The organism is Paenibacillus polysaccharolyticus (assembly GCF_900102085.1).
Lineage (GTDB): Bacteria > Bacillota > Bacilli > Paenibacillales > Paenibacillaceae > Paenibacillus > Paenibacillus polysaccharolyticus.
On the sequence record NZ_FMVM01000002.1, the window covers coordinates 231673 to 253703 of the forward strand.

Here is a 22031-nt window from a genome sequence, read left to right on the forward strand (position 1 = left end):
CGTTAGAATAAAAAATGACCTCAAAGGAGCCAAATAAGCTCCGCTGAGAGCGTTAGAATTTAGCCTAGACACCCAAGCCACATATCGAAGCTACATAATGTGTTTGTCTTAAACCCACTGAAGTGCTTCTTTTATCGCCTCTTTGTCCCCGCTGTGTCACTCTACTACGTACTCCGGCACGCCTGCGGTGAACCTTCCTGGCTTGGAACAGAATCAATCAAAATTAGATTCGTTAAAGGCTAATGCCAAGGTTAAAGCCCAGAAGCAGGTATGCTCTGGGCTTTTGGATTTAGCGCGATTTGCGGGATTAAGCTTGTTTTGTTTTCAAACGGATCACGTTCCATGAAGCTTTGTTCAATACAGCTTGTACTTTACCTTGATCGACGGTTGTATGTCCGCCGTTGTGAGGCAACACGTTACGTGGATTTTCTTTGGTATTGCTTGCTTTCAGGTCGTTGCTTTCCAGGACAATGTGCTCCACAAATGTCGTTTCTCCGAAGGAGCGAAGGTCAACATTCAGTTCCATTGACTCGTCAAGATGTCTGTTCACAGCAAAGATGGTAATGGTGCCATTTTCTTCATCATGCACACTGATCGATTCCAGATAAGGTACATCCGTGAAGTCTTTGGAATCATATTTCGGTGAAGATGTGATGGAACGCAACACGGTTCCACGTCCGAAGTTGGAAGCGTGCAGGAACGGGAAATACGTCGTTTGTAACCAGATTGCGCCGTTATTTTCCGTCATGATTGGTGCGATCGTGTTAATCAACTGCGCAAGGCAAGCCATTTTTACACGGTCAGCATGTTTGAGAATGGTGATCAGGTAACAACCTACAGCCAGCGCATCTTCATGCGTGTACACATCTTCGAACTCTGGGGGAGCAATCTGCCAGCGTTCTTCCATACGACTTGTACCAATCGATTTCCACACATTCCATTCATCCAGGGAGAGCATCAATTTCTTTTTGCTCCGTTTTTTGGCTTGTACAAAATCACAGATCGAAGCCACACTATCAATAAATTGATCCAGATCCAGCGAGGTCGCCAGGAAGTCATATGTGTTGTCTTTGTTGTTATTGTAATACTGATGCAGAGACAAGTAGTCTACATTTTCATAGGTAAGATCGAGCACGGTTGCTTCCCAATCTGCAAATGTCTTCATGTCACGGCTGGAGCTACCACATGCAACGAGTTCGATCTCTGGATCAACCCATTTCATCGCTTTAGCAGTTTCATTGGCAATACGGCCATATTCATATGCGGTCATCGCACCAATCTGCCAAGGACCGTCCATTTCATTCCCGAGGCACCATGTTTTGAATTTATGTGGATCTTTATATCCGTGAGAGATACGCAGGTCACTCCAGTATGTGCCGGAAGGGTGGTTGCAATATTCAACCAGATTTCGAGCTGCATCGATACCGCGGGTTCCCAAGTTAACAGCCATCATCACTTCCGTACCTGCCAGCTTGGCCCAATCAGCAAATTCGTTCGTGCCCACAGCATTGGTTTCAATCGTCCACCAAGCCAGCTCAAGTCTGCGTTTACGGTCAGCTACTGGACCCACGCCGTCTTCCCAGTTGTAACCGGATACGAAATTGCCGCCCGGATAACGAACGATGGGTACGTTAAGCGCTTTAATTGCTTCAATAGCATCCTGACGGAAGCCTTGTGCATCTGCGGTTGGATGACCTGGATCATAAATACCGCCATACACGGCACGTCCCAGATGTTCAATAAATGAACCGTAGACACGAGGGTCTACTTCAGCAATCTGAAAGTCTTTATCGATCAGCATTTTGGATTTAAGCATAGTGAAAACCTCCATAAGATTAATTTTATAGTGCACGTGATTGATTTTGTAATACATATCATCGTTTGTAATGTCATATGTTGTCGCTAATCACTAATCCATATTGAATTCGCCAAAAAGCAAAATCAATACATTGATTTATTATCTAATATGTATCATAATGCGGATATACAGGGCAAGTTCATTTTTCACAGTTCGCTAAATAACGAATTCTAAATCTATATATATAAACACAAGATTGAATTAACCCACAGAACAAAAGCTGGATCACAAATGAGATACCCGCTATATAAGCAGACTATACAAAAGGAAGTGGATTCTATGATGCTTGGAACAGATGCATCTTCGCTGCTTGTCTACGAGGCGTTAGCCAGTGAAGCCCGTTTAAATATAGTGCGCCTGTTGCTTCAAAACAGAGAAATGCATATTAACGCTCTCGCTCAAGAGCTTTATTTAAGCAAAGCGATTGTAAGCACCCATGTCAGCAAATTGCAGAAGGCAGGCATTGTAGGCAGCCGAATGAAACGGGAGAATGGCGGCACTTACAAATATTGTTTTATCGTACAGGAGTTCATGACCATTCAACTGTCGCCCCCCGAACCCGCTGACGCTTCTTATCATGAAGTATCCATCCCGGTTGGGCATTATACAGATTATGAAGCATGGCCTACATGCGGGCTGGCAACGACAACTCAGATGATCGGTCAGTACGACACACCTGCTTGTTTCATGGATCCCGATCGGGTTAACGCGGCAATTCTTTGGATGGCACGAGGTTTTCTCGAATATAAGATTCCCAATTATCTTCACAATGATCAGCATCTTCGCGAGATTGAACTTTCACTCGAACTTAGCTCGGAAGCGCCCAAGGTTAATGAAAACTGGCCTTCCGATATTCGTTTTACGCTTAACGGCAATGATCTCGGTACATGGACAAGTCCTGGCGATTTCGGAGACCGAAAGGGCAAGCATACTCCACTATGGTGGAAACTGGATGTGAATCAATACGGGGTGTTAAAAGTACTGCGCATCAACGAGGATGGTACGTTTATAGATGGTCAACAAATTTCGGATGTCACGATCTCGGATCTGAATCTACGAGCAGCTACCTATTGGACATTTGGGTTAAAACCCGAAGAGAGCGCAGCAGGTCGAGGTGGGCTGACCCTATTTGGAAAAGGGTTTGGCAACTATGATCAGGACATTCTGATTCGGTATTATTATGATAATGCTCTAGAAAACAACACTTCAGAAGAATAGAATGTGCAATTTGGTATCAACCTATATAAGAGCAGTGCATAATCCGACTTAAATGAAGTATATACCCATTCCAGCGTTATGGTATTGACAACGATTACATGGCTGGTATAGAATACAGCTAAATAAGGAGTGTCACTGATTCGATCAGGCACCACCACAGTCTGGATTTCACAAGTTTATTTCTTGTGTACCTGGCCATGGTGGTGCTTTTTGCATATATGGGGGTGAAAACATCATGAGGTTCAAGAAATCGTTAAACAACAATATCGCCCTGGCGGAGGATGCCGAAGGCTGTGAAGTCATTGTCATTGGAACAGGTGTAGGCTTCAAAAAAGTAAAGGGACAGCCGATCGAGCAAAGCCAGATTCAGAAAACGTTCCGGATCGGCTCGAATGATAAATATCAGCGAGTCGAGCAATTTCTTAGCGATATCCCTCTGCAAGTTATCGATATCACGGATCAGATTATAGAAGAAGGCAGGGAGATCATCGGGAAAAAGCTGAATGATTCTATCCTACTAACGCTTGCGGATCATATTCATTTTGCTCTGGATCGTTTCAGAAAAGGGGTGGACATGCAAAACCCGCTACACTGGGATATTCGCCATCTGTATCCTGCAGAATTCCGCGCTGGTGAGTTTGCGGTACGCAAGATCAATGAAGCTTTTCTGGTCGCATTGCCTGCGGGTGAGGCTAGCTCCATTGCTCTTCATTTTGTGAATTCACAATTTGATTCGGGTAGCATGAATCAGACGATCAAGATTACACAGATGATTAATGACATTCTTGGGATCATGACCGATCATTTTGGGAGAACGCTGAATCAGGAGTCTGCTGATTTCTCCAGGTTCATTACCCATCTGAGATACTTCATCGTTCGGCAAATGAACCGGGAAGTGCTCTCATTCAAGGATCAGCAGTTTTTATATGATGTATTGTCGGATCGATATCCAGATAGCTTCCAATGCGCACTCAAGATCAAGGAGACGATGGAACAGCAACGCGGATTTGTAATTACTCCCGATGAGATGGTATACCTTATGATCCACATCGAAAGAGTAACATCCCGTACCGACACGGGTTGACCTCAAAATAGCTCTTAGAAGATATTCCATTACCATGTTAATTGAATATGGAGTGTTACTGATTCGATCAGGCACCACCAAATGTTTCCGATTCCGCTTCAGTAGCGGGGCGGGTTTACATTTGGTTTTTTTTTCGCCAAAAAAGGAGGAAGCAGCATGAATCACCGGGAGTTGTCCAAAGAGATCATCCGATTAACAGGAGGGCAGGAAAATATTACGCAAGCCTGGCATTGTATCACTCGATTGCGCTTTAATGTACGTGATGAAAAGAAAGTGCAGCTTGAACAGATTCGCGCACTGGATGGTGTTCTTGGGGCACAGTTCCAAAACGATCAGTTCCAGGTTGTAATTGGCAACAAAGTTGCAGCCGTCTATGAAGAGCTGGAGGATCAGTTGAAACAAGCTGGTGCAACGGAGAGAGAAGCAGAACCGCCGCGTTCAAGAGGTCTTAATGCCGTACTGGACACGATCTCGGGTATTTTCACCCCCATTCTTCCAGCCATAGTAGGTACCGGGATGCTGAAGGGCATTCTCGCATTACTTGTTACACTTGGGGCCATTCAAGAGACTAGCGGTGAGTATCAGATTTTGGCGTCCATAGCCAATGCGGCCTTTTATTTCTTGCCATTCCTACTCGCTGTATCGTCTGCGCGGAAGTTTAAAGTGAATGAATATATCGCCTTGACTCTTGCAGGTACACTATTATATCCAACCATTTTGAATGCTTATCTTGAAAATCATCTGGAGCCGATTCGTTTTCTATCTCTGCCGGTATCGATCGTGAATTACACCCAGTCTGTCATTCCGATTATTCTCGGAGTGTGGCTTCTCAGTTATGTACATCGCTGGGTAGATCGTTTCATTCCTGGTCCGGTTAAAGTCATTTTCACCTCAATGATCGTGCTGGTGATTACCGTCCCGATTCTGTTAATAGCCATCGGGCCGCTTGGTAATTACATCGGCATCTATCTGGAGATCGGTACATCCTGGCTCTTTGCTCACTCGGGCCCATTAACAGGAATCTTGCTGGGCGGACTTATGCCAGTGATCGTTATGACGGGTATGCATTATGCATTTTTCCCGGGAACATTGCAGAATTTGAGCAAACTGGGTTACGACGTACTGTTACTGCCGCTTAACCTTGTAGCCAATATGAGTCAAGCTGGTGCCGTAATGGCGGTATTCCTCAAAACTAAAAACAAATCGATGAAATCGATTGCTTTATCCAGCGGTATATCTGCTTTTCTGGGCATCACAGAGCCTGCAATCTATGGAGTAACGTTGAAGCTGAAAAAACCGTTCTATGCTTCGATCATCGGTGGAGCAGCCGGCGGTGGATTTATTACAGCGGTAGGGTTAAAATGTTTCGGTTTTGCCGTTCCGGGCCTGCTGTCATTGCCTTTATACATTGGTCCAAACGGGGGGATGGAGAATTTCTGGTACGCGCTCATCGGTGTGGGTATCAGCTTCGTAGTTTCGTTTATAGTGACCTTATTGCTTAAGTGGGATGAACCGATTACGCAGCAACCTGCTGGAGCAAGTTCGTCAGCAATAGCTCCAACAACAGCATCGGAATCAGCGAAACGATCAGGAACAACAAATCGGTCTAATCAAGAACCTGCACCACCGCCTGTGACCGTTCATTCAATTGAGGAAAAGAAAGGTGAAATATTCAGTCCGCTTACCGGTGAACTGGTCTCACTCAAAGAACTGCCTGATCCTACGTTTGCAGAGGAAATGACGGGAAAAGGAATTGCAATTATTCCAAAAGAGGGCCGTGTAACCGCACCATTTGACGGAACGGTCACAATGATCGCGAAAAGCAAACATGCTATCATGCTGACTTCCTCCAGCGGAATCGACATTCTTATTCATGTTGGACTTAACACGGTGTCCCTGAAAGGCAAATTTTTTGAAGAGAAGGTTGTTATCGGACAGCGAGTGAACAAGGGGGATTTATTGCTGGAATTTGATATCGAGAGCATTCAAGCTACCGGTATTGATCTGACCACCCCGGTCATTGTAGCCAACACGCCAGATTACCTTGACGTAGTACCCGTTCAGGTGAAGGGGGTGGTTCCAATGAATGAATTACTGCTACTCACCGTTCGTTAAACTTATTACTAAACGAATGAAGGCTTTCTATTTTACCGAGTTATAAAATTCAACGTTATATTTACACAAGAAACGGAGAGGACAGAAATAACCTGGAAAAGCAACGCGGGCGCCTTTATCACCATATTTTCCAATTAAAATTAATTCAAAAAAATCTGGGGGTAACAGCGATTGGAAGGTTAGTCTGTCATTGAAGTGGCACGTGTAAATAAAAAAAAGGAGAGAAACCATCATGACACAAACAACAAAACACACATTCCCTAAAGGATTCCTATGGGGCGGAGCTACCGCAGCCAATCAGCTGGAGGGCGCATTTGACGCCGACGGCAAAGGACTTTCCACCTCTGACATGGCACCTTATGTGCCGCATGAGGAACGGAATGGCAAAGATTTCACGTTTGACGTAAACTCCGTTGAACTGGAACAATATTTGAGTGGTAACACCGATGTGTATTTCCCGAAACGGAATGGAGTGGATTTTTACCACCGTTACAAAGAAGATATCGCATTGTTTGCCGAGATGGGCTTTAAAGTTTTCCGTCTTTCCATCGCTTGGCCGCGAATTTTCCCGACAGGAGAAGAAAGCGTTCCGAACGAAGCAGGTCTTGCTTTCTATGATAAAGTGTTCGACGAACTGTTGAAATACGGCATTGAGCCACTAGTCACGATCTCTCACTATGAGATGCCGATTGAGTTAACCCGCAAATATAATGGCTGGGAAAGCCGCGAGATGATTGATCTGTATTTGAAATTTGCCAACACATTGTTCGACCGTTACAAAGATAAAGTGAAATACTGGATCACGTTCAATGAGATGAATATGATGTTGACCAGCTTGTATACAGGTGGCGGCATTTTGGAAGATAAAATCAAAGGCACACCGGAACAGGTAGCCTATCAAGCAACACATCATCAGTTTGTAGCTAGTGCGCTGGCTGTAAAAAGCGGCAAAGAAAAAATGCCTAATGCCCAAATCGGCTGTATGATCTGCCGTCTGGAAACATACGCTGCATCCAGCAAACCGGAAGATGTGCTGCAGACGATGAAGGAAGATCAGATGAACCTGTTCTATCCGGAAGTTCAGGCGCGTGGGGAGTACCCGTCCTACATGCAAAGATATTTTGAAGAGCAAGGCATTGAACTGGTGAAGGAACCTGAAGATGATGCGATTATCCGTGACAACACAGTGGACTTTATTGCATTCAGTTATTATATGACGTATATCGGAAAATACGACCCGAATGACAACAGCAACTCCGGTATGCTGGTAAGTCAAATCAAAAACCCGCATCTGAAAGCCACCGAATGGGGATGGCCAATCGATCCAATCGGTCTTCGCATCGCGCTGAACAGATTGTATGACCGCTATCGTATGCCGCTCTTTATTGTAGAGAACGGATTGGGTGCTACGGATATGCTGGAAGAAGACGGATCGGTGCATGACCCGTATCGCATCGATTACCTGCGCAGCCATATCGAGCAGATGAAAGAAGCCGTAGCTGACGGAGTGGAACTGATGGGCTTCACCAGCTGGGGACCAATTGATATTATCAGCTGCTCCACATCCGAGATGGGTAAACGTTATGGCTTTATCTATGTTGATCAAGACAACGCGGGTCATGGTTCGCTGGATAGAACACGCAAAGACTCATTCTATTGGTACAAACAAGTGATTGAGTCCAATGGTGAGATTCTTTAAACAAAAGTAACTAGCACTGATCATTCTTATCTCTAATTTTTTAACACAAATATAAGAAGGTTGCCTCATCAGGCAGTCTTCTTATATTTCATTTCACGCCCCTTAAGGCCTAACACAAAGATCATTAACCATTTTGAATTGACATATCGCAAAAGATCGATATAATGATGATTATGAATCCAATTGAAATTTTGAAAGCTGTCTCGAATGAGTCCAGATTTCAGATCTTACAATGGCTCAAAGAACCAAACGAGCATTTCAAACCCCATGAAGGAGTGGATATGAACGAAATAGGGGTATGTGTAAGTCAAATCACCGACAAACTCAACATGACACAGTCGACCGCCTCCCAGTATCTTACGATATTGCAGCGAGCAGGGCTGATCACAACCAAACGGATAGGCAAATTTACGTATTATCAGAGAGACGAGAACGCGATAAGTGAGTTTACTCGTTATATGATGAATGATATGTAAGTTACAGCTGAGTTCTTACCAAGAATTCAGTTTTTCTTTAGCCGATCATATCGACAATTCACAATATGTCATTTTGTGACTCATTATATCTACAAATTTAGATATAACAATTTATAAATTCATTAAGGAGTGGATTCCATTGAAGTCATCCCATTCGAAAGTTTACATTTTAGCAATCGTTAGTTTCTTGGTCGGGACTTCCGAGTATGCTCTATCAGGTATTTTAGATAAGGTGGCCGCCTCTTTTGATGTCTCACTGGCTGCAGCAGGTCAGTTAATTACCATTTTTTCTTTGATCTACGCTCTTTGTACACCCATTCTAATGGCACTCACCGCGAGTATGGACAGAAGAAAGTTAATGATGATCAGTATGGGCATATTTATTGTTTCTAATATCCTTGCCTTTGTCCTTCCAGGATATGGACTCTTTGCAGCTGCTCGGGTCATGATGGCGATTGGAGCAGGAATTGTGGTGGTCACTGCTTTGAACATTGCCGCTAAAATTGCACCGTCAGGTAAACAAGCAAGTGCGATTGCTACAGTGGTTATGGGTTTCACAGCGTCATTAATCATTGGTGTTCCCCTTGGGCGAATTGCAGCTGACACTCTAGGTTGGAAATCCATGTTTGGAGGAATTGCCATTTTAGGCATTTTGGCTATAATCATTCTTTCTTTCGTCATTCCGCGTATTGAGGGGGACGCGCCTGTGCCGCTCAAGCAGCAGCTAAGTCTATTGAAAAAACCAAAAGTCGCATTAGGATTAGCGATCACTTTCTTCTGGCTGGGAGGATACTCAATCGCTTATACGTATCTCTCACCCTATTTGCTTCAAGTATCAGCATTAAATAACCAATATCTCAGTGGAGCTTTGCTTGTATTTGGTATAGCAAGCATGATTGGTTCCAAGCTTGGTGGCTTCAGTGCGGATCGGTGGGGAGTTAATCGCACATTATTCGGTGGATTTGCACTGCATATTCTCATGCTGATCCTGCTGTCCGTTGTGACCCATACATTAGTGGGCGTAATGATCGTACTTTTGTTGTGGTCGTTTTCAGCCTGGTCTTCCGGTCCAACGCAGCAATATCATTTAACGACCATTGAACCGGAAGCTTCAGGAGTGATGCTAAGTCTTAATCAATCCATGATGCAGCTTGCTATGGCAGCCGGTGCAGGTATGGGAGGAATCGCGATTGAAACGTTCTCTCTCTCATCAATAACCTGGATTGGTGCTGGTGGAATTGCGATCGCAATAATAGCATTAATCATCCTTAATAAAGTGAATGTAGCTACAAAAGTGAATGTTAATCGTTGACTTCGATGAATTAATCGTAGATCACATTTTTACCTTCGTCACTTAACTTTTTCAGAGATGAAGTCATATGATCAATTTCTTCATCCGTGTGTCGTTCCCATGAACCTAATTCAGCGACGATCTTTAGTGGGGATTTGGATCGATAGGATCGGGTCGGGTTTCCAGGGAAACGTTTATCCGTTACGTTAGGATCATTTTCGAAATCTCCTAAGGGTTCTACGATGTAAATTCGTTCTTTTGCACTCGATCTGGCTAGTTCAGCACCCCATTTGGCAGCGTTTAAGGTTCCAGTGAAGTAGATGTGATTCGACTTCTTGTCTTGATAATTGGATAAAAATTGTGGCTCTAGTAAATCGCCAATATTTAGTTCTGCTTTGGTACCGTGAAAAAAGGGACCCGGATCTAAGACTATTTTTTTGTCATCCATTACGGACACACCTCAACTTTTAGATTTGTATTTAGCAGTATAGTGCAGGCATCGGTGAAAAAACAGTCTGTTATTCTATTTTCGTAAACGTTATAATTAGAGTAGAGGAAAGATACTGTCCCGTGGAACGGACCATAATTGTTTCAATTCAGCCGCTAATTTAGCGGCTTTTTTTGTTTTTAACACGAACAGCAGTCAGTTGAAGAGGCAAGGCTGCGTCAATCACCTGCAATCGAATCCTCATTCATATTACACCTTAAACATCGAGGCATTGGATGCGTAATAGGAAATAATAAATTGTTGGAATTGTTCCAATGATGAAGAGAGGTTTCGATGTTTCATCCATGACAAGCTGATCGGATATACGGCGGCATCGTCAGCAATCGGCACATAGTGCAGTCCAAGATTACGACAGACAGAGACAGGCAGCAGTGCAACCCCACGATCCAGTCTGATGATCTCGACCAATGTATGAGAATCGACCTCGAATGCCAAATGGGGAACAAAACCTGCCCTTTCACACAGCATCAAGGTGAAACGTCGGTATTCATCGTTATTGGCGAGAGAAAGAAAAGGTTCACTCGCAGCGGCGTGTAATGAAATTTGCTTTTCACTGCCATAAGCATGATCAGCAGGCAAGACAAGCACAATGTCCTCCTCGACAAGCACGCGGCTGTCAATCTCCTCATCCTGAACCGGGTAGCCGGTGATCCCCAGATCCACATCTCCTTTTTTCAGCTGTGTAATAATGTCATTTCGACTTGCAATACCTTGATGAAGCTGTGAATCGGGGAAAACTTCGATATACTCACGTATCAAACCTGATAGAAATCTTGAATTGGAGATAGAGATCCGGATCAACCTCGACAGTTCATCCTCTTTTTCCGTAATGGCCAGCTTGGCATTCTCCAGCTCAACAAAAATGCGGTTCACATGTTTCAGCAAAATTTCTCCAGCGGCATTCAGCTCAATGTTTCTGCCTTTTCGATGAAAAAGGGGAGTACCCATTTCGTCCTCCAACCGCTTTATGGTGAGACTTAACGAAGGCTGAGCGATATTTAACTGAGCAGCAGCTTTGGAGATATGTTCTGTGTAAGCTACCGTTTGAAAATATTTTAGCTGGAGAAGCTCCATTGTTATGCACTCCTTATTTATTTGAATAAATATATATAGTACTTATTATGTATTATATTAAATTTAAAGAAAGATGTAGACTTTATTTATAAGCAAATCAACAAATTCAAATCAACAGTTAAACCAATAATCTAATAACCCGATGCAAAGGCAGGTGTCTTTTTCATGAAAATCGATGTGAACAATATCGCCAAAAACCTGAACACGCCTTTAACAGCCCCGGCATATCCAATGCCACCGTATAAATTCGTTAATCGCGAGTACTTGAACATCATCTATCGAACGGATGAACAGGCTCTGCGGGCAGCTGTTCCTGAGCCATTGCAAATCACCGAACCCTTGGTGAAATTCGAAGTGATGTGGATGCCGGACGTCTCCGGACTTGGCGCATATACGGAAGCTGGACAGGTCATTCCCGTGCAGTTCAATGGGGAAGACGGGGATTACGTGCATTCGATGTACGTGGATAACTTTCCCGCCATTGCAAGTGGCCGAGAGTTAACCGCTTATCCCAAAAAGCTCGGTGCTCCCAAGCTGTACACAGACTCTGACACACTCGTCGGTACACTGGACTATGGATCACTGCGCGTAGCCACAGCAACGATGGGTTTCAAACATGTGGAGATGGACAAAGAGCTTGCGAAAAAAGAAATCTGCCGTCCCAACTTTATGATCAAAATAGCTACGGATTATACCGGGAATCTGCGGATCTGCGACCTGATACGTACCCAGATTACCGACATCGAGGTGAAGGAAGCTTGGACAGGCCCGGCTCGGCTACAACTTTTTGAGCATGCGCTTGCGCCTTTGGCTGATTTACCAGTGCTTGAAGTCGTGTCTGCTTCACACATTCTGACGAACTTAACTTTGAATGCAGCACAGCCTGTATATAACTATCTGGAAGAAAAATAAGGAGGCAACACATATGAGAATTGCAATTGTAGGTGCAGGTTCACTTGGAACCATCGTTGGAGCTTATCTGGCAGATGGCGGAATGGACGTGGAGTTAATTGATGCATATCAGGAACATGTCGATGCACTTAATCAGACAGGAGCAAAAGTAACCGGAACGACCGAGTTTCAGGCCAAAGTAAAAGCCATCACCCCTGAACAAAAGTCAGGGCAATATGATCTTGTGCTGTTGTTAACGAAACAATTGTACAATGAGTCTGTATTGAAAGAATTGCTTCCATATCTGCATGAAGACAGTGTTGTATGTTCTCTGCAAAACGGAATTCCCGAAGACAACGTGGCATCGATCGTTGGAGCTGAACGGGTTATCGCGGGTTCCGTTGAGTTTGGTGCTACATTCATGGAACCCGGCGTATCCAGTCTGACCACGGCGTATCCTCAATTCAAGCAGTACGCATTCCAGATCGGGGAATTGAATGGAGAGACAACCGAACGAATTCAGCGTGTAAAAGAAGTTCTTGATCTCGTTGGAGGTACACATATCTCGAATAATCTGGTAGGCACGAAATGGTCAAAACTGCTAATCAACAATGCTTTTAGCGGTTTATCTGCTGCACTGAACGGCACGTATGGAGATATTCTCGATCATGAAGCAGGCATTCGAAGTGCGGTTCATATCATTGACGAAACGATCAAGGTCGGACATGCGAATGGTGTTTCTTTTGTCACGATGAACGGATTCGATATGGCTTCATTGGAGCTACAGAGCGAAAAGGAAGTCCCTGCACGTATTGAAACGTTACGTCATGTAATGGAACCATCCAGACTGCTTAAGGCGAGCATGTTGCAGGATCTGGAGAAACAACGTAAAACGGAGATTCATTATATCAACGGCGTAGTTTCGAGCAAGGCAAAAGGTACCGGGATTGCAACACCGTATAATGATACGGTCGTTCAACTGGTAGAAGCCGCAGAAGAAGCACAGAACGTACCCGAGTTTGCAGCCAACATCCATGCGTTTGAGCAGCTTTTGAATATGTCACAGGTGTAAAGCTTGAAGCTTGATGCAATCACAAATTCATAGCACAAAACGCAAACAAAGAAGCCTTTCCTTCCGCATGAGTACAATGAACCATACGTGTGAGGGAGGGCTTCTTTTATTTTGTGAAGTTTAGCTAAAAGGTCATTATTCCAACGGATTAATCTTGCTCCACGAATTGACTCTATCGGTTGTCCTCATTGCCTGCATAATGCAACAGCATATCAACCAACTGCTTTGTCATCTGATCATCCAGTTGATGAAGTTCATGTGAGCGGTGTGTAAACATCTTCTGCAACATGCCCATCATCACCGTAAATATGAACTGCGCCAGCTTAAGCGGAGGGGTAGCATTGCGGATGCTGCCGTCGGCAACACCTGAGTTCAATGCTTCAAGCAGGAAGTGATTCTCTTTACCGTTTTGGATAAACCGTTCATAAGTATCCTTCAATTCCGGCTGAAAATGAACTAGCTCATAATTGATATCAAATAATTGAATAAAACGAATATGGTCCGGATTTTCCTTAGCAAAAGAAACCCATGCGTTCAGCATCGCTGCAAGCTGTTCACGGCCACTACTACTTGGGCTTGTAGCCTGCCCTACGTGCTGGGTCATGGTTTCAACCAACTGCATCTGAATGGTGAGCAGCAGCTCATCGATCGATTGAAAATGTTTATAGAAGGTCACTCGGCTTAGATTCGCTTCAGCACAAATGTCTTTGATTTTTACTTGAAGCAGACCGTGTTTCAGAAAAAGGTGCTTACCCGCTTCGATCAGTTCATCCCGATTCTGATTTTTTAACTGCTGATGCCAATTCTCATTCGCTTGCATATTGCTTTCCTTTCCTGGAACGTTGTGCACTCATCGTAAGTGATAATGCTGCCAGTAACATAAAGGCACCAAAAATATACGGAAAGTTTACGTTTTTGTCAAACAGCAGACCTGCAACAAGTGGGCCGAAGACAGTACCTAGGCTCGAATACGTCGTATTCAAACCTGATGCATAACCTTGACGATCCCCGGCACTTTTAGATATCAGGGAGCTGACAGTTGGTCTCAGGAACGCATTGAATGCAAAATAAAGCGCTGATGCAAATAATAAAAATGCCAGATTAACCTTAATTAACATCAGCAGAAGAGCAATCGGGGTCATGATTAAGGACAGACGGATGAGTTTGATTTCGCCCAAGCGTTTCACAAAAAAGTCCAGTAACCAGATCTGGATCACGATACCGATAATCGCTCCCATGGTGATGATAACCGAGATGGTTGAAGCATTAAAGCCATATTTGTATTTGGCAAACAGCGAGAAGACCGTCTCATAACTCATCAGACCAAAGGTCATCACCAGAATAATCAACAAGTATCCAAAATAAGGAACCTTGAACGAACTCCAGATTTGCTCGCCCATGGTGAACCCTTTTTTCTTCGACGTTGAGATTGTTCTTTTTTCAGGTGGAAGAGTCTCTGGCAAGAGAAGAGTAAGCATTGCCGCAACTAAACCCAAACCGGAAGCGACGAAATACGGCATACGCACACCCATCTCGGCAATAAAACCGCCCAAACCTGGCCCAAGCACCATACCCAGGTTCATCGATGCACCGAAATAACCCATCCCCTTGGCGCGGGTTTCCGGGGTTGTAATATCGGCCACATAAGCCAGATTGGCTGGAACCATCAGACCTAGACTGATTCCCCCGATGAAACGAGCGATATAGAGGAGAGGTAGAGACGTCGATACCGCAAAAATAAGATCAGACACGACAACCAGAAACATCCCTGCCATAATCAGCTTTTTACGTCCAAAACGGTCAGCCCATTGTCCTCCAAGCGGAGAAAACAGAAACTGGGCTGCGCCAAAGGCTGCGACCAAAAATCCGGCAACGGTGCCTCCTGCATGGAACAGCTTGAGATACTCCGGTAATATCGGAATCAGCATCCCTTGTCCGAGCAAAGCAATAAACAGATTTAACATCAAAATAAACATCGGAAAGCGGGTGGATTGTGTCATGGTACGCATACGTTTAAATTTCTCCTTCTCCATCATGTACAATTTTTTATGGTTTACACATCGTTAACCTTTACTCGATGTAAACTATTATAGTGTGTTATAATTCCTGTTGTAAATACATTTTTGATGGAAAATGGGTGAGACGTATTGATTGATCACAACAATCAGGAAGAGTACCGAGATCCAATGAACTATGATCTGGAATTTGGCGGTGAGACGGACAAATACGAATTTTTCCTTCAACTTGCCAAGAAAAATCCGGGACATGTGCTGGAGCTTGCTTGTGGAACAGGATTAGCCACACTTTATTTAGCCGAAAGAGGAGTTCAAATTAGCGGTGTAGATATCGTAGAGCCTATGCTCGCGTATGCGAGAGTCAAAGCGAAGGATCTGCCGGTTGCTTTTATCGAAGCAGATGCGCGTACGTTTGAATCTGATCAGCGCTTCTCCATGATTTTTCTGACGGGAAATGCATTTCAGGCTTTTCTGAGCGATGAGGATCAGCAGGCATTGCTGCAAACGGCGTATAATCATTTGGAGCCTGGTGGCATATTTGCATTTGAGATGCGAAATCCGGACGGCAATGATTTATCGGATGAAGAAGAAGAGCACTGGGGCACATTTGTCGATGTGGATGGCGTGACGGTTAAAGTATCTGGTAGCCAGACATATGATGCCGAGAAACAGATCATGCACTGGACAACCGTTCGGGACTGGGGCCATCGCCAAACGACGTCACGCATTGCTTGCAGATTTACGGATGTGCAGACACTGCAGCAGTTGCTGGAAAAGCAAGGTTTTACCCTCGAGAATCAATATGCGAACTGGGATCAAACGCCGTTTCAACCGTCAAGTCCAATGGTAATTAGTGTATGTAAGAAAGGGTAAGTATGCATCGTAATGATTAAAATGATTGAAATGATGCATTGAAATTACATAAGTAGAAAGGGGAATGTTTGATATGACAACATCCAGAACTTGTAACGATTGCGGAGGTACATCCTTTGTGGAGGCAACCGACTTTATTAATTTGCGGCCTTTGGATAAAAAGATGTCGCTTGGTTCTGAACGTGTGTATACGATTTGTCTGAACTGCGGTGAGGTTGTTTCCATTAAGGTGAAAAACCCGGAGAAGTTGGTGAATTAAACAGTTTTCGGGAGAGAAGACAAAAGGAATCCTGCACTTATAGTACGACTTGACCGTTTTATCATTTTCATCACAGGCAACCGATATGTCGGTTGTCTTTTTGCTTTTCCCACCTTGTATTTCAAATGATACATTTAGTAGAATGATGAAGCACATACACTTGCATTTAAGAGGTAACGCTAGGATAGGGGTGCTACAGTGAATCGCATTTTGCTTGTTGAAGATGATGAAAATTTTGTATTTGGAATAGAATATACGTTAACCAATGAAGGTTATGAGGTCATTCATGCCGGAACCTTGAAGGAAGCTCGCGATGCTCTTGCGCAGCACGAGATAGAACTTATTTTGCTCGATATTAATTTGCCTGACGGAACGGGATATGAATTATGCAAGCAAATTCGTGTGGACTCAGAGGTGCCGATCATTTTTCTCACCGCGCTGGATGAAGAGATGAATGTGGTCGCGGGACTTGATCTGGGTGCTGACGATTATATGACCAAGCCGATTCGTACCAAGGAGCTGCTTTCTAGAATCAAGGCTGTTTTACGGCGTCATTCCCGCCCTGAACAGCATTCAAACATATGGAAATCCGACGACTTTGAAGTTCGCGTGCTGGAAGGTGTTGTTTTCAAAAACAAAAATGAAGTTCCGCTGACAACGCTAGAGTTCCGGCTGCTTCTTATGTTAATGTCCCATCCCAAACAGATATGCAGCAGGACATCAATCCTTGAGAAGTTATGGGATGTCTCTGGTGAATTCATTGATGATAATACGTTGTCCGTACATATACGCCGATTAAGGGAAAAGGTGGAGGAAACACCCGCCGCGCCTAAGTATATTGTTACAATTCGCGGAGTTGGATACAAATGGAACGCCGAAACGACAGGAGCATACCGCTGATGGTTGAAGTCATCCGTAATCCGGAGTGGAAATCTGTGTTCACCAAGTTTATCCTTGTTCAATTAGGTTTGACTGCAATCATTTATGTTGTGATGAACCTACAAACACAAAGCATTAATGAAACGGTTGTGAACCAGCACGCGGCCTTTGTTGGACAAGTGTTAAGTAAGCAACCACAGCTCGAAGATCAGCTCATTCATACAATTACTCAAGGGACAGACCCGCAGGATCTTAAGCTAGGTAAACAAATATTGTCTCAATACGGATATACAAATCATATGAATATTCAGGATCAGCCTGCCCTATCGGGAACAGCATTACCTGGAAATACAGCGTTGATCTTTTTCCTGTGCGGTATCCCGGTGTTGCTGCTTTTATATTGGGAGTACCGTAAGCTGTTTTCCAGAATACGCCGTGTTACACATGCAGCGGAGCAGGTGGTGGAAGGTCAATTCGATACCTCATTGCCTGAGAATGCAGAAGGAGACTTCAGCGCTCTTGGTCATAGCTTTAATATGATGGCAGGTAGGCTAAGTCATAGTGTAGATCAGCTGAAGCAGGAGAAAACATTTCTAAGCCATCTGCTGACCGATATATCACATCAACTCAAAACACCGCTCGCATCCCTGCTCGTATTTAATGAAAATATGTTGCATGACCCACACATGAAAGAAGACGTCCGAGCCACTTTTCTGGAACGAAGCAAGCAACAGATCGAACGCATGGAATGGCTCATTATCAGCTTGTTGAAGCTGGCAAGAGTGGAAGCGGGAGCCATCGTTTTTCAACTGCAGAACATTAAACCCAAAGACATCATTGAATCAACGGTGCAGACCTTGCAACCCTTGGCGGAGCAGAAGAAACAGACTATTGTCGTTCAAGGCGGCGAGGACATGTTGCTGCATGCAGATGAAGAATGGTTAACCGAGGCGATTATTAATCTGACTAAAAATGCACTGGAGCACTCTCCCGTATCAGGAAAAGTTTACATTACCATGGAAGACGAAGGCTTGTTTCATTCGATTACCATCCGGGATGAGGGGGAAGGGATCGGGCCGGAACAGATCCCCCATGTGTTCACGCGATTTTACTTAGGCAGAAGCAATGCTAAACCTCACAGTACCGGGGTAGGTCTGTCCCTGACCAAGTCCATTATTGAAGGTTTGGGTGGAACGATCTCGGTATCAAGCGAGCCTGGAGAGGGAGCTGAATTCCGAATTACTTTTATGAAAACAGTGTATTGAGAGGAAGCTTACAATAACGTAAGCTTCCTCTTCACTTTAACGTAAGCTTCCGAGCCTATAATAACCATATGAATACAACAATTGTTCACAGCTCATGAAGGAGGCACATGCTTTGGAAATTTTAAAAACGCGTGATTTATGTAAAACATACGGAAGTAACGACGCCAAGGTCGATGCATTGAAAGAGATTAATTTAACGGTTCAACAAGGTGAATTTGTCGCTATTGTTGGTGCAAGCGGTTCGGGGAAAAGTTCGTTACTGCATTTGCTTGGAGGTGTAGATCGCCCAACAAGTGGACAAGTCCATATTGATGGGACAGACTTGTATTCTCTGAACGAAACGGATTTAGCCATTTTCAGAAGACGAAAGATCGGATTCATTTTCCAGGCGTATAACCTGATTCCGGTTCTAAGCGCAGAAGAAAATATTAAACTGCCTATGCTACTAGACCATCGTCAAGCCGATGAAGACTATGCAGACGAACTAATGAACGTACTCGGTCTAAAAGACAGAAAGCATCATCTCCCTAACCAGCTATCAGGTGGACAGCAACAGCGTACAGCCATTGGACGAGCCTTGATTAACAAACCTTCGATCATACTAGCTGACGAACCAACGGGGAATCTCGATAGCAAAAACAGTAAAGAAATTGTAGATTTGCTCACCTATTCGGTTCGAAAGTACAATCAAACCTTGATTATGATTACACATGCTTCCGATGTAGCCCGGAGAGCCGATCGTATTGTGAACATTAAAGACGGGGTTCTTTTCGATCAGCAATCTGGGGGCGAGAGCGATGCGTAAGTACACAGGGCTCACCGAGAAGTATTTACTTGGCCAGAAAAAAAGATCCATTCTCACCATTGTTGGCATCATTCTATCGGTAACACTTCTTACCGCTGTCGGCACACTAGCGATGAGTTATCAGGACAAACTGGTACGTCAGACGATTCAAGATTACGGAGATTATGAGGTGTCCTTCAATGGAGTTTCGGGCAAAGACGTACCTCGTATCGTAAACCAGGCCGCCATAGGCAGTGCAGGAGTCATTCATCGTATTGGTTATGCAACCATAAGTTCCACGAGTGAAAAGGAGCAAAAGGAAAATCCATTTGCTGCGCCGTATCGTTATCTGAATGTGAAGGGATACGACTCGCAAGCCATGTCCAAGCTTCAAGTTCAGTTGGAGAGTGGACGTTTGCCACAAAAGCCTAATGAAATCATCCTGTCATCCTGGAGTCTGAATAATTTCACTTCGAAACCAGCGGTTGGTGACAAGATCACGCTGGATCTGGGAGATCGGGTCGAAGCTTCCACCGGAAAGGTGAAGAGCGTGAACTCCATTGGTGATTACGGGTGGAATCTGGATGAAAAATTCAAACCGCGTATGAAACAGCAATATACCGTTGTCGGGGTGATGAAAACAGCCAAAAATGTAACGTGGTCATCCACTTTTATCTATTCAGCGATTACGTATGATGATCATCAAAAAATCGATCCGTCTCAGAATTTTTTTATCTATGCGACCATGAAATCGATGGACAATATAAAGGAGAAGAGCGAGGCCATTCTGTCTTCATTGGGTTTAGGGAATGTGGATCAAGGTTCTGCTCAGGAACTGAACCGTGAAAATGTGTTAAAGGATATACGCATTGAATATAACAATGAATTGCTCAAACTGTTTGGCAAGAGCACCTATGCCAACGTTAACCAAAGCTCAATGTATGCATTTGCAGCTATTGTTCTAATTATCATGGGATGCACCAGCGCGGTAATTTACAATACGTTTCATATTTCAGTGCTTGAACGCATTTCTCAGTTTGGCATGCTGCGCTGTATCGGTGCAACACCAGCCCAGATTCGCAGGATCGTATTCAAGGAAGCGACTGTGCTTAGTCTAATTGCCATTCCAATCGGTTTATTTACAGGAACCATTCTAATGAAAGTTTTATTCTATAACATTAGCATGCTGACATTAGGCTTCTTGAACGATATGCACATGATTATTTTATTGCCTGTTCTACTTGCGGCAGCAGGTTTAGGACTGATTGTTGTCTATGTGTCAGCGCTGGGTCCAGCCAAACTGGCCTCCAACGTTTCACCGCTTGAAGCACTGAAAACCTCAGGCAGCACGGCGGTAGAGCAGGGGGATTTCAAGCGCTTGTCTTTTGCAGGTAGCAAATGGCTAGGGTTTGAAGGTCGGTTTGCCAGCCGAAATATTCGGCGGAACCGAAAGAGATTCCGCATTACGGCTTTTTCGATGATTATCAGCATTGTTATGTATATTGTGTTTGGCGGCTTGGTGAATCTTCTAGGAACAACCTCTGAATCAGGCATCGATTACTCTTACTCCTTGGACTATCAAGGGATGAATAAACGTATCCCTAATTCGGTGTATAATAAGCTGGTTACACTTGATGGAGTTAAAGAGGCTTATCCGTTCTACACCCACCAGCTTCAAGCGATCATTCCGAAAGAGAAAATAAATCCGGATTACTACCAGCAGCAGAAAGAAATGTACACGGTTGAACAGGAAAACGGGTATCGGATGGGTAACAACTTTCTGACATCTTACGGTATAAACGGACTTCAGGAACTTCGTCCCAAACTCACCTCCGGAAGCATTGATGCAAGCCAAATGAATGATGAAAATGGTGTCATTGTTATCCAGAAAATCAGCATGATCACCGACAAAGGGACTAACATGATCATTGATCAAACCCGTTTCAAGGTTGGTGATAAAATTAAGGTCCGGTCAATGGGTGACAAGCAGTCATACAAAACCGTTACTGTTGTCGGAACCGCAGATCAAGCCCCTCTCTCTGGTAAATACACCGAAAGTGCTGTTATTCAAATGATTACGACACCGAAGGTGATTGAAAACATCACGGGCGATAATTCTTATGACAGGATATTCATTCAAGCGAATCCTGAGACAGATAACGGGGCAATTGTGGGTTATTTCAAAAGCCTTGTTCAGCAGGATGCAGGGTATAACTATCGCGATCGGATAGAGGAGATGAAACAAGCCCGTAACGATGCTATGACGCTAAATATATTCCTGTACGGTTTTATCGGAGTCATTGCAGCCATTGCGTTTCTGAATATTTTGAATACGGTAAGTACGAATCTTATTCTGCGGACGAAGGAGTTCGCCGTATTAAAAGCGATTGGTATGACGCAAAAGGAAATTCGTAAGATGGTTTTGCTTGAGGGTGTGTTCTATGGCGTATTTGCCGCTGTGTACGGAAGTCTTCTTGGCACAGGCCTAAGTTATAGTGTGTCCTATCTGATGAGAAATGCTGTGCAGGTCGAATGGGTTATGCCTTGGAGTAGCATTCTGATTGGCAGTTTGGGTGCTATCATAGCCACACTCATAGCCTCATACTGGCCGCTTAGACGTCTTGAACGAATCCAGATTACAGATGGTTTGCGCGGGGAAAATTAACGAGT

The 22031-nt window shown here is 44.1% G+C and carries 19 protein-coding genes; 14 read left to right on the forward strand and 5 right to left on the reverse strand.

From position 1 onward, the window contains the following. Window positions 1-307: 307 nt before the first annotated feature. A complete protein-coding gene (arfA, locus tag BLQ13_RS03540) occupies window positions 308-1816 on the reverse strand; it encodes an arabinosylfuranosidase ArfA (protein WP_186812399.1) in 1509 nt (502 codons plus the stop codon). A gap of 321 nt (window positions 1817-2137) precedes the next feature. Between arfA and BLQ13_RS03545 the strand changes: the two genes are divergently transcribed. From BLQ13_RS03545 to BLQ13_RS03570, 6 genes are all read left to right on the forward strand, one after another. Continuing rightward, window positions 2138-3076, forward strand: coding sequence for an ArsR/SmtB family transcription factor (locus BLQ13_RS03545; protein WP_090916058.1), 939 nt, complete (start codon window positions 2138-2140; stop codon window positions 3074-3076). Between the two features lie 235 nt (window positions 3077-3311). Next, entirely contained in the window at window positions 3312-4160 is an 849-nt protein-coding gene (licT, locus tag BLQ13_RS03550) for a BglG family transcription antiterminator LicT (RefSeq protein WP_090916060.1), read from the forward strand. A gap of 156 nt (window positions 4161-4316) precedes the next feature. After that, the gene (locus BLQ13_RS03555) at window positions 4317-6275 is read left to right on the forward strand and encodes a beta-glucoside-specific PTS transporter subunit IIABC (RefSeq protein WP_090916062.1); all 1959 of its coding nucleotides are present in this window, start codon (window positions 4317-4319) and stop codon (window positions 6273-6275) included. A gap of 232 nt (window positions 6276-6507) precedes the next feature. Beyond that, complete coding sequence (locus tag BLQ13_RS03560) at window positions 6508-7974, forward strand: glycoside hydrolase family 1 protein (RefSeq protein ID WP_090916064.1); 1467 nt, start codon at window positions 6508-6510, stop codon at window positions 7972-7974. 173 nt (window positions 7975-8147) lie between these two features. Further along, window positions 8148-8450 carry an ArsR/SmtB family transcription factor gene (locus BLQ13_RS03565; protein ID WP_090916508.1) on the forward strand — a complete coding sequence of 101 codons (303 nt, stop codon included), beginning with the start codon at window positions 8148-8150 and terminating at the stop codon, window positions 8448-8450. 139 nt (window positions 8451-8589) lie between these two features. Further along, window positions 8590-9762, forward strand: coding sequence for an MFS transporter (locus BLQ13_RS03570; protein ID WP_090916066.1), 1173 nt, complete (start codon window positions 8590-8592; stop codon window positions 9760-9762). 10 nt (window positions 9763-9772) lie between these two features. Here the strand turns inward: BLQ13_RS03570 and arr are convergent, their stop codons facing one another. Beyond that, the gene (gene arr / locus BLQ13_RS03575) at window positions 9773-10189 is read right to left on the reverse strand and encodes an NAD(+)--rifampin ADP-ribosyltransferase (protein ID WP_090916068.1); all 417 of its coding nucleotides are present in this window, start codon (window positions 10187-10189) and stop codon (window positions 9773-9775) included. A 249-nt stretch (window positions 10190-10438) separates the two neighbouring features. After that, complete coding sequence (locus BLQ13_RS03580) at window positions 10439-11323, reverse strand: LysR family transcriptional regulator (RefSeq protein ID WP_090916070.1); 885 nt, start codon at window positions 11321-11323, stop codon at window positions 10439-10441. A gap of 165 nt (window positions 11324-11488) precedes the next feature. Between BLQ13_RS03580 and BLQ13_RS03585 the strand changes: the two genes are divergently transcribed. Beyond that, window positions 11489-12235 (forward strand): acetoacetate decarboxylase, encoded by a 747-nt coding sequence (locus BLQ13_RS03585; RefSeq protein WP_090916072.1) that lies wholly within the window; start codon window positions 11489-11491, stop codon window positions 12233-12235. A 13-nt stretch (window positions 12236-12248) separates the two neighbouring features. After that, entirely contained in the window at window positions 12249-13286 is a 1038-nt protein-coding gene (locus tag BLQ13_RS03590) for a ketopantoate reductase family protein (RefSeq protein WP_090916074.1), read from the forward strand. A gap of 172 nt (window positions 13287-13458) precedes the next feature. Here the strand turns inward: BLQ13_RS03590 and BLQ13_RS03595 are convergent, their stop codons facing one another. Next, window positions 13459-14106, reverse strand: coding sequence for a TetR/AcrR family transcriptional regulator (locus BLQ13_RS03595; protein ID WP_090916076.1), 648 nt, complete (start codon window positions 14104-14106; stop codon window positions 13459-13461). After that, entirely contained in the window at window positions 14093-15295 is a 1203-nt protein-coding gene (locus tag BLQ13_RS03600) for an MFS transporter (protein WP_090916078.1), read from the reverse strand. Before BLQ13_RS03600 ends, BLQ13_RS03595 begins: the two co-directional genes overlap by 14 nt. Window positions 15296-15433: 138 nt before the next feature. Between BLQ13_RS03600 and BLQ13_RS03605 the strand changes: the two genes are divergently transcribed. The 6 genes from BLQ13_RS03605 (at window position 15434) to BLQ13_RS03630 (ending at window position 22026) form a co-directional block, all read left to right on the forward strand. Continuing rightward, window positions 15434-16174, forward strand: a complete 741-nt coding sequence (locus tag BLQ13_RS03605; protein WP_244159204.1) for a class I SAM-dependent methyltransferase — start codon at window positions 15434-15436, stop codon at window positions 16172-16174. A 73-nt stretch (window positions 16175-16247) separates the two neighbouring features. Continuing rightward, entirely contained in the window at window positions 16248-16433 is a 186-nt protein-coding gene (locus BLQ13_RS03610; RefSeq protein WP_090916079.1) for a hypothetical protein, read from the forward strand. 198 nt (window positions 16434-16631) lie between these two features. Next, window positions 16632-17333: a response regulator transcription factor gene (locus BLQ13_RS03615; protein ID WP_090916081.1), complete on the forward strand. Its 702-nt coding sequence runs from the start codon at window positions 16632-16634 to the stop codon at window positions 17331-17333. Then, a complete protein-coding gene (locus BLQ13_RS03620; RefSeq protein ID WP_167375628.1) occupies window positions 17333-18577 on the forward strand; it encodes a HAMP domain-containing sensor histidine kinase in 1245 nt (414 codons plus the stop codon). The genes BLQ13_RS03615 and BLQ13_RS03620 overlap by 1 nt, the downstream gene beginning before the upstream one ends. A 112-nt stretch (window positions 18578-18689) precedes the next feature. Then, window positions 18690-19382 carry an ABC transporter ATP-binding protein gene (locus tag BLQ13_RS03625; RefSeq protein WP_090916085.1) on the forward strand — a complete coding sequence of 231 codons (693 nt, stop codon included), beginning with the start codon at window positions 18690-18692 and terminating at the stop codon, window positions 19380-19382. Beyond that, window positions 19375-22026, forward strand: a complete 2652-nt coding sequence (locus BLQ13_RS03630; RefSeq protein ID WP_090916087.1) for an ABC transporter permease — start codon at window positions 19375-19377, stop codon at window positions 22024-22026. The genes BLQ13_RS03625 and BLQ13_RS03630 overlap by 8 nt, the downstream gene beginning before the upstream one ends. The last annotated feature ends 5 nt before the right edge of the window (window positions 22027-22031 follow it).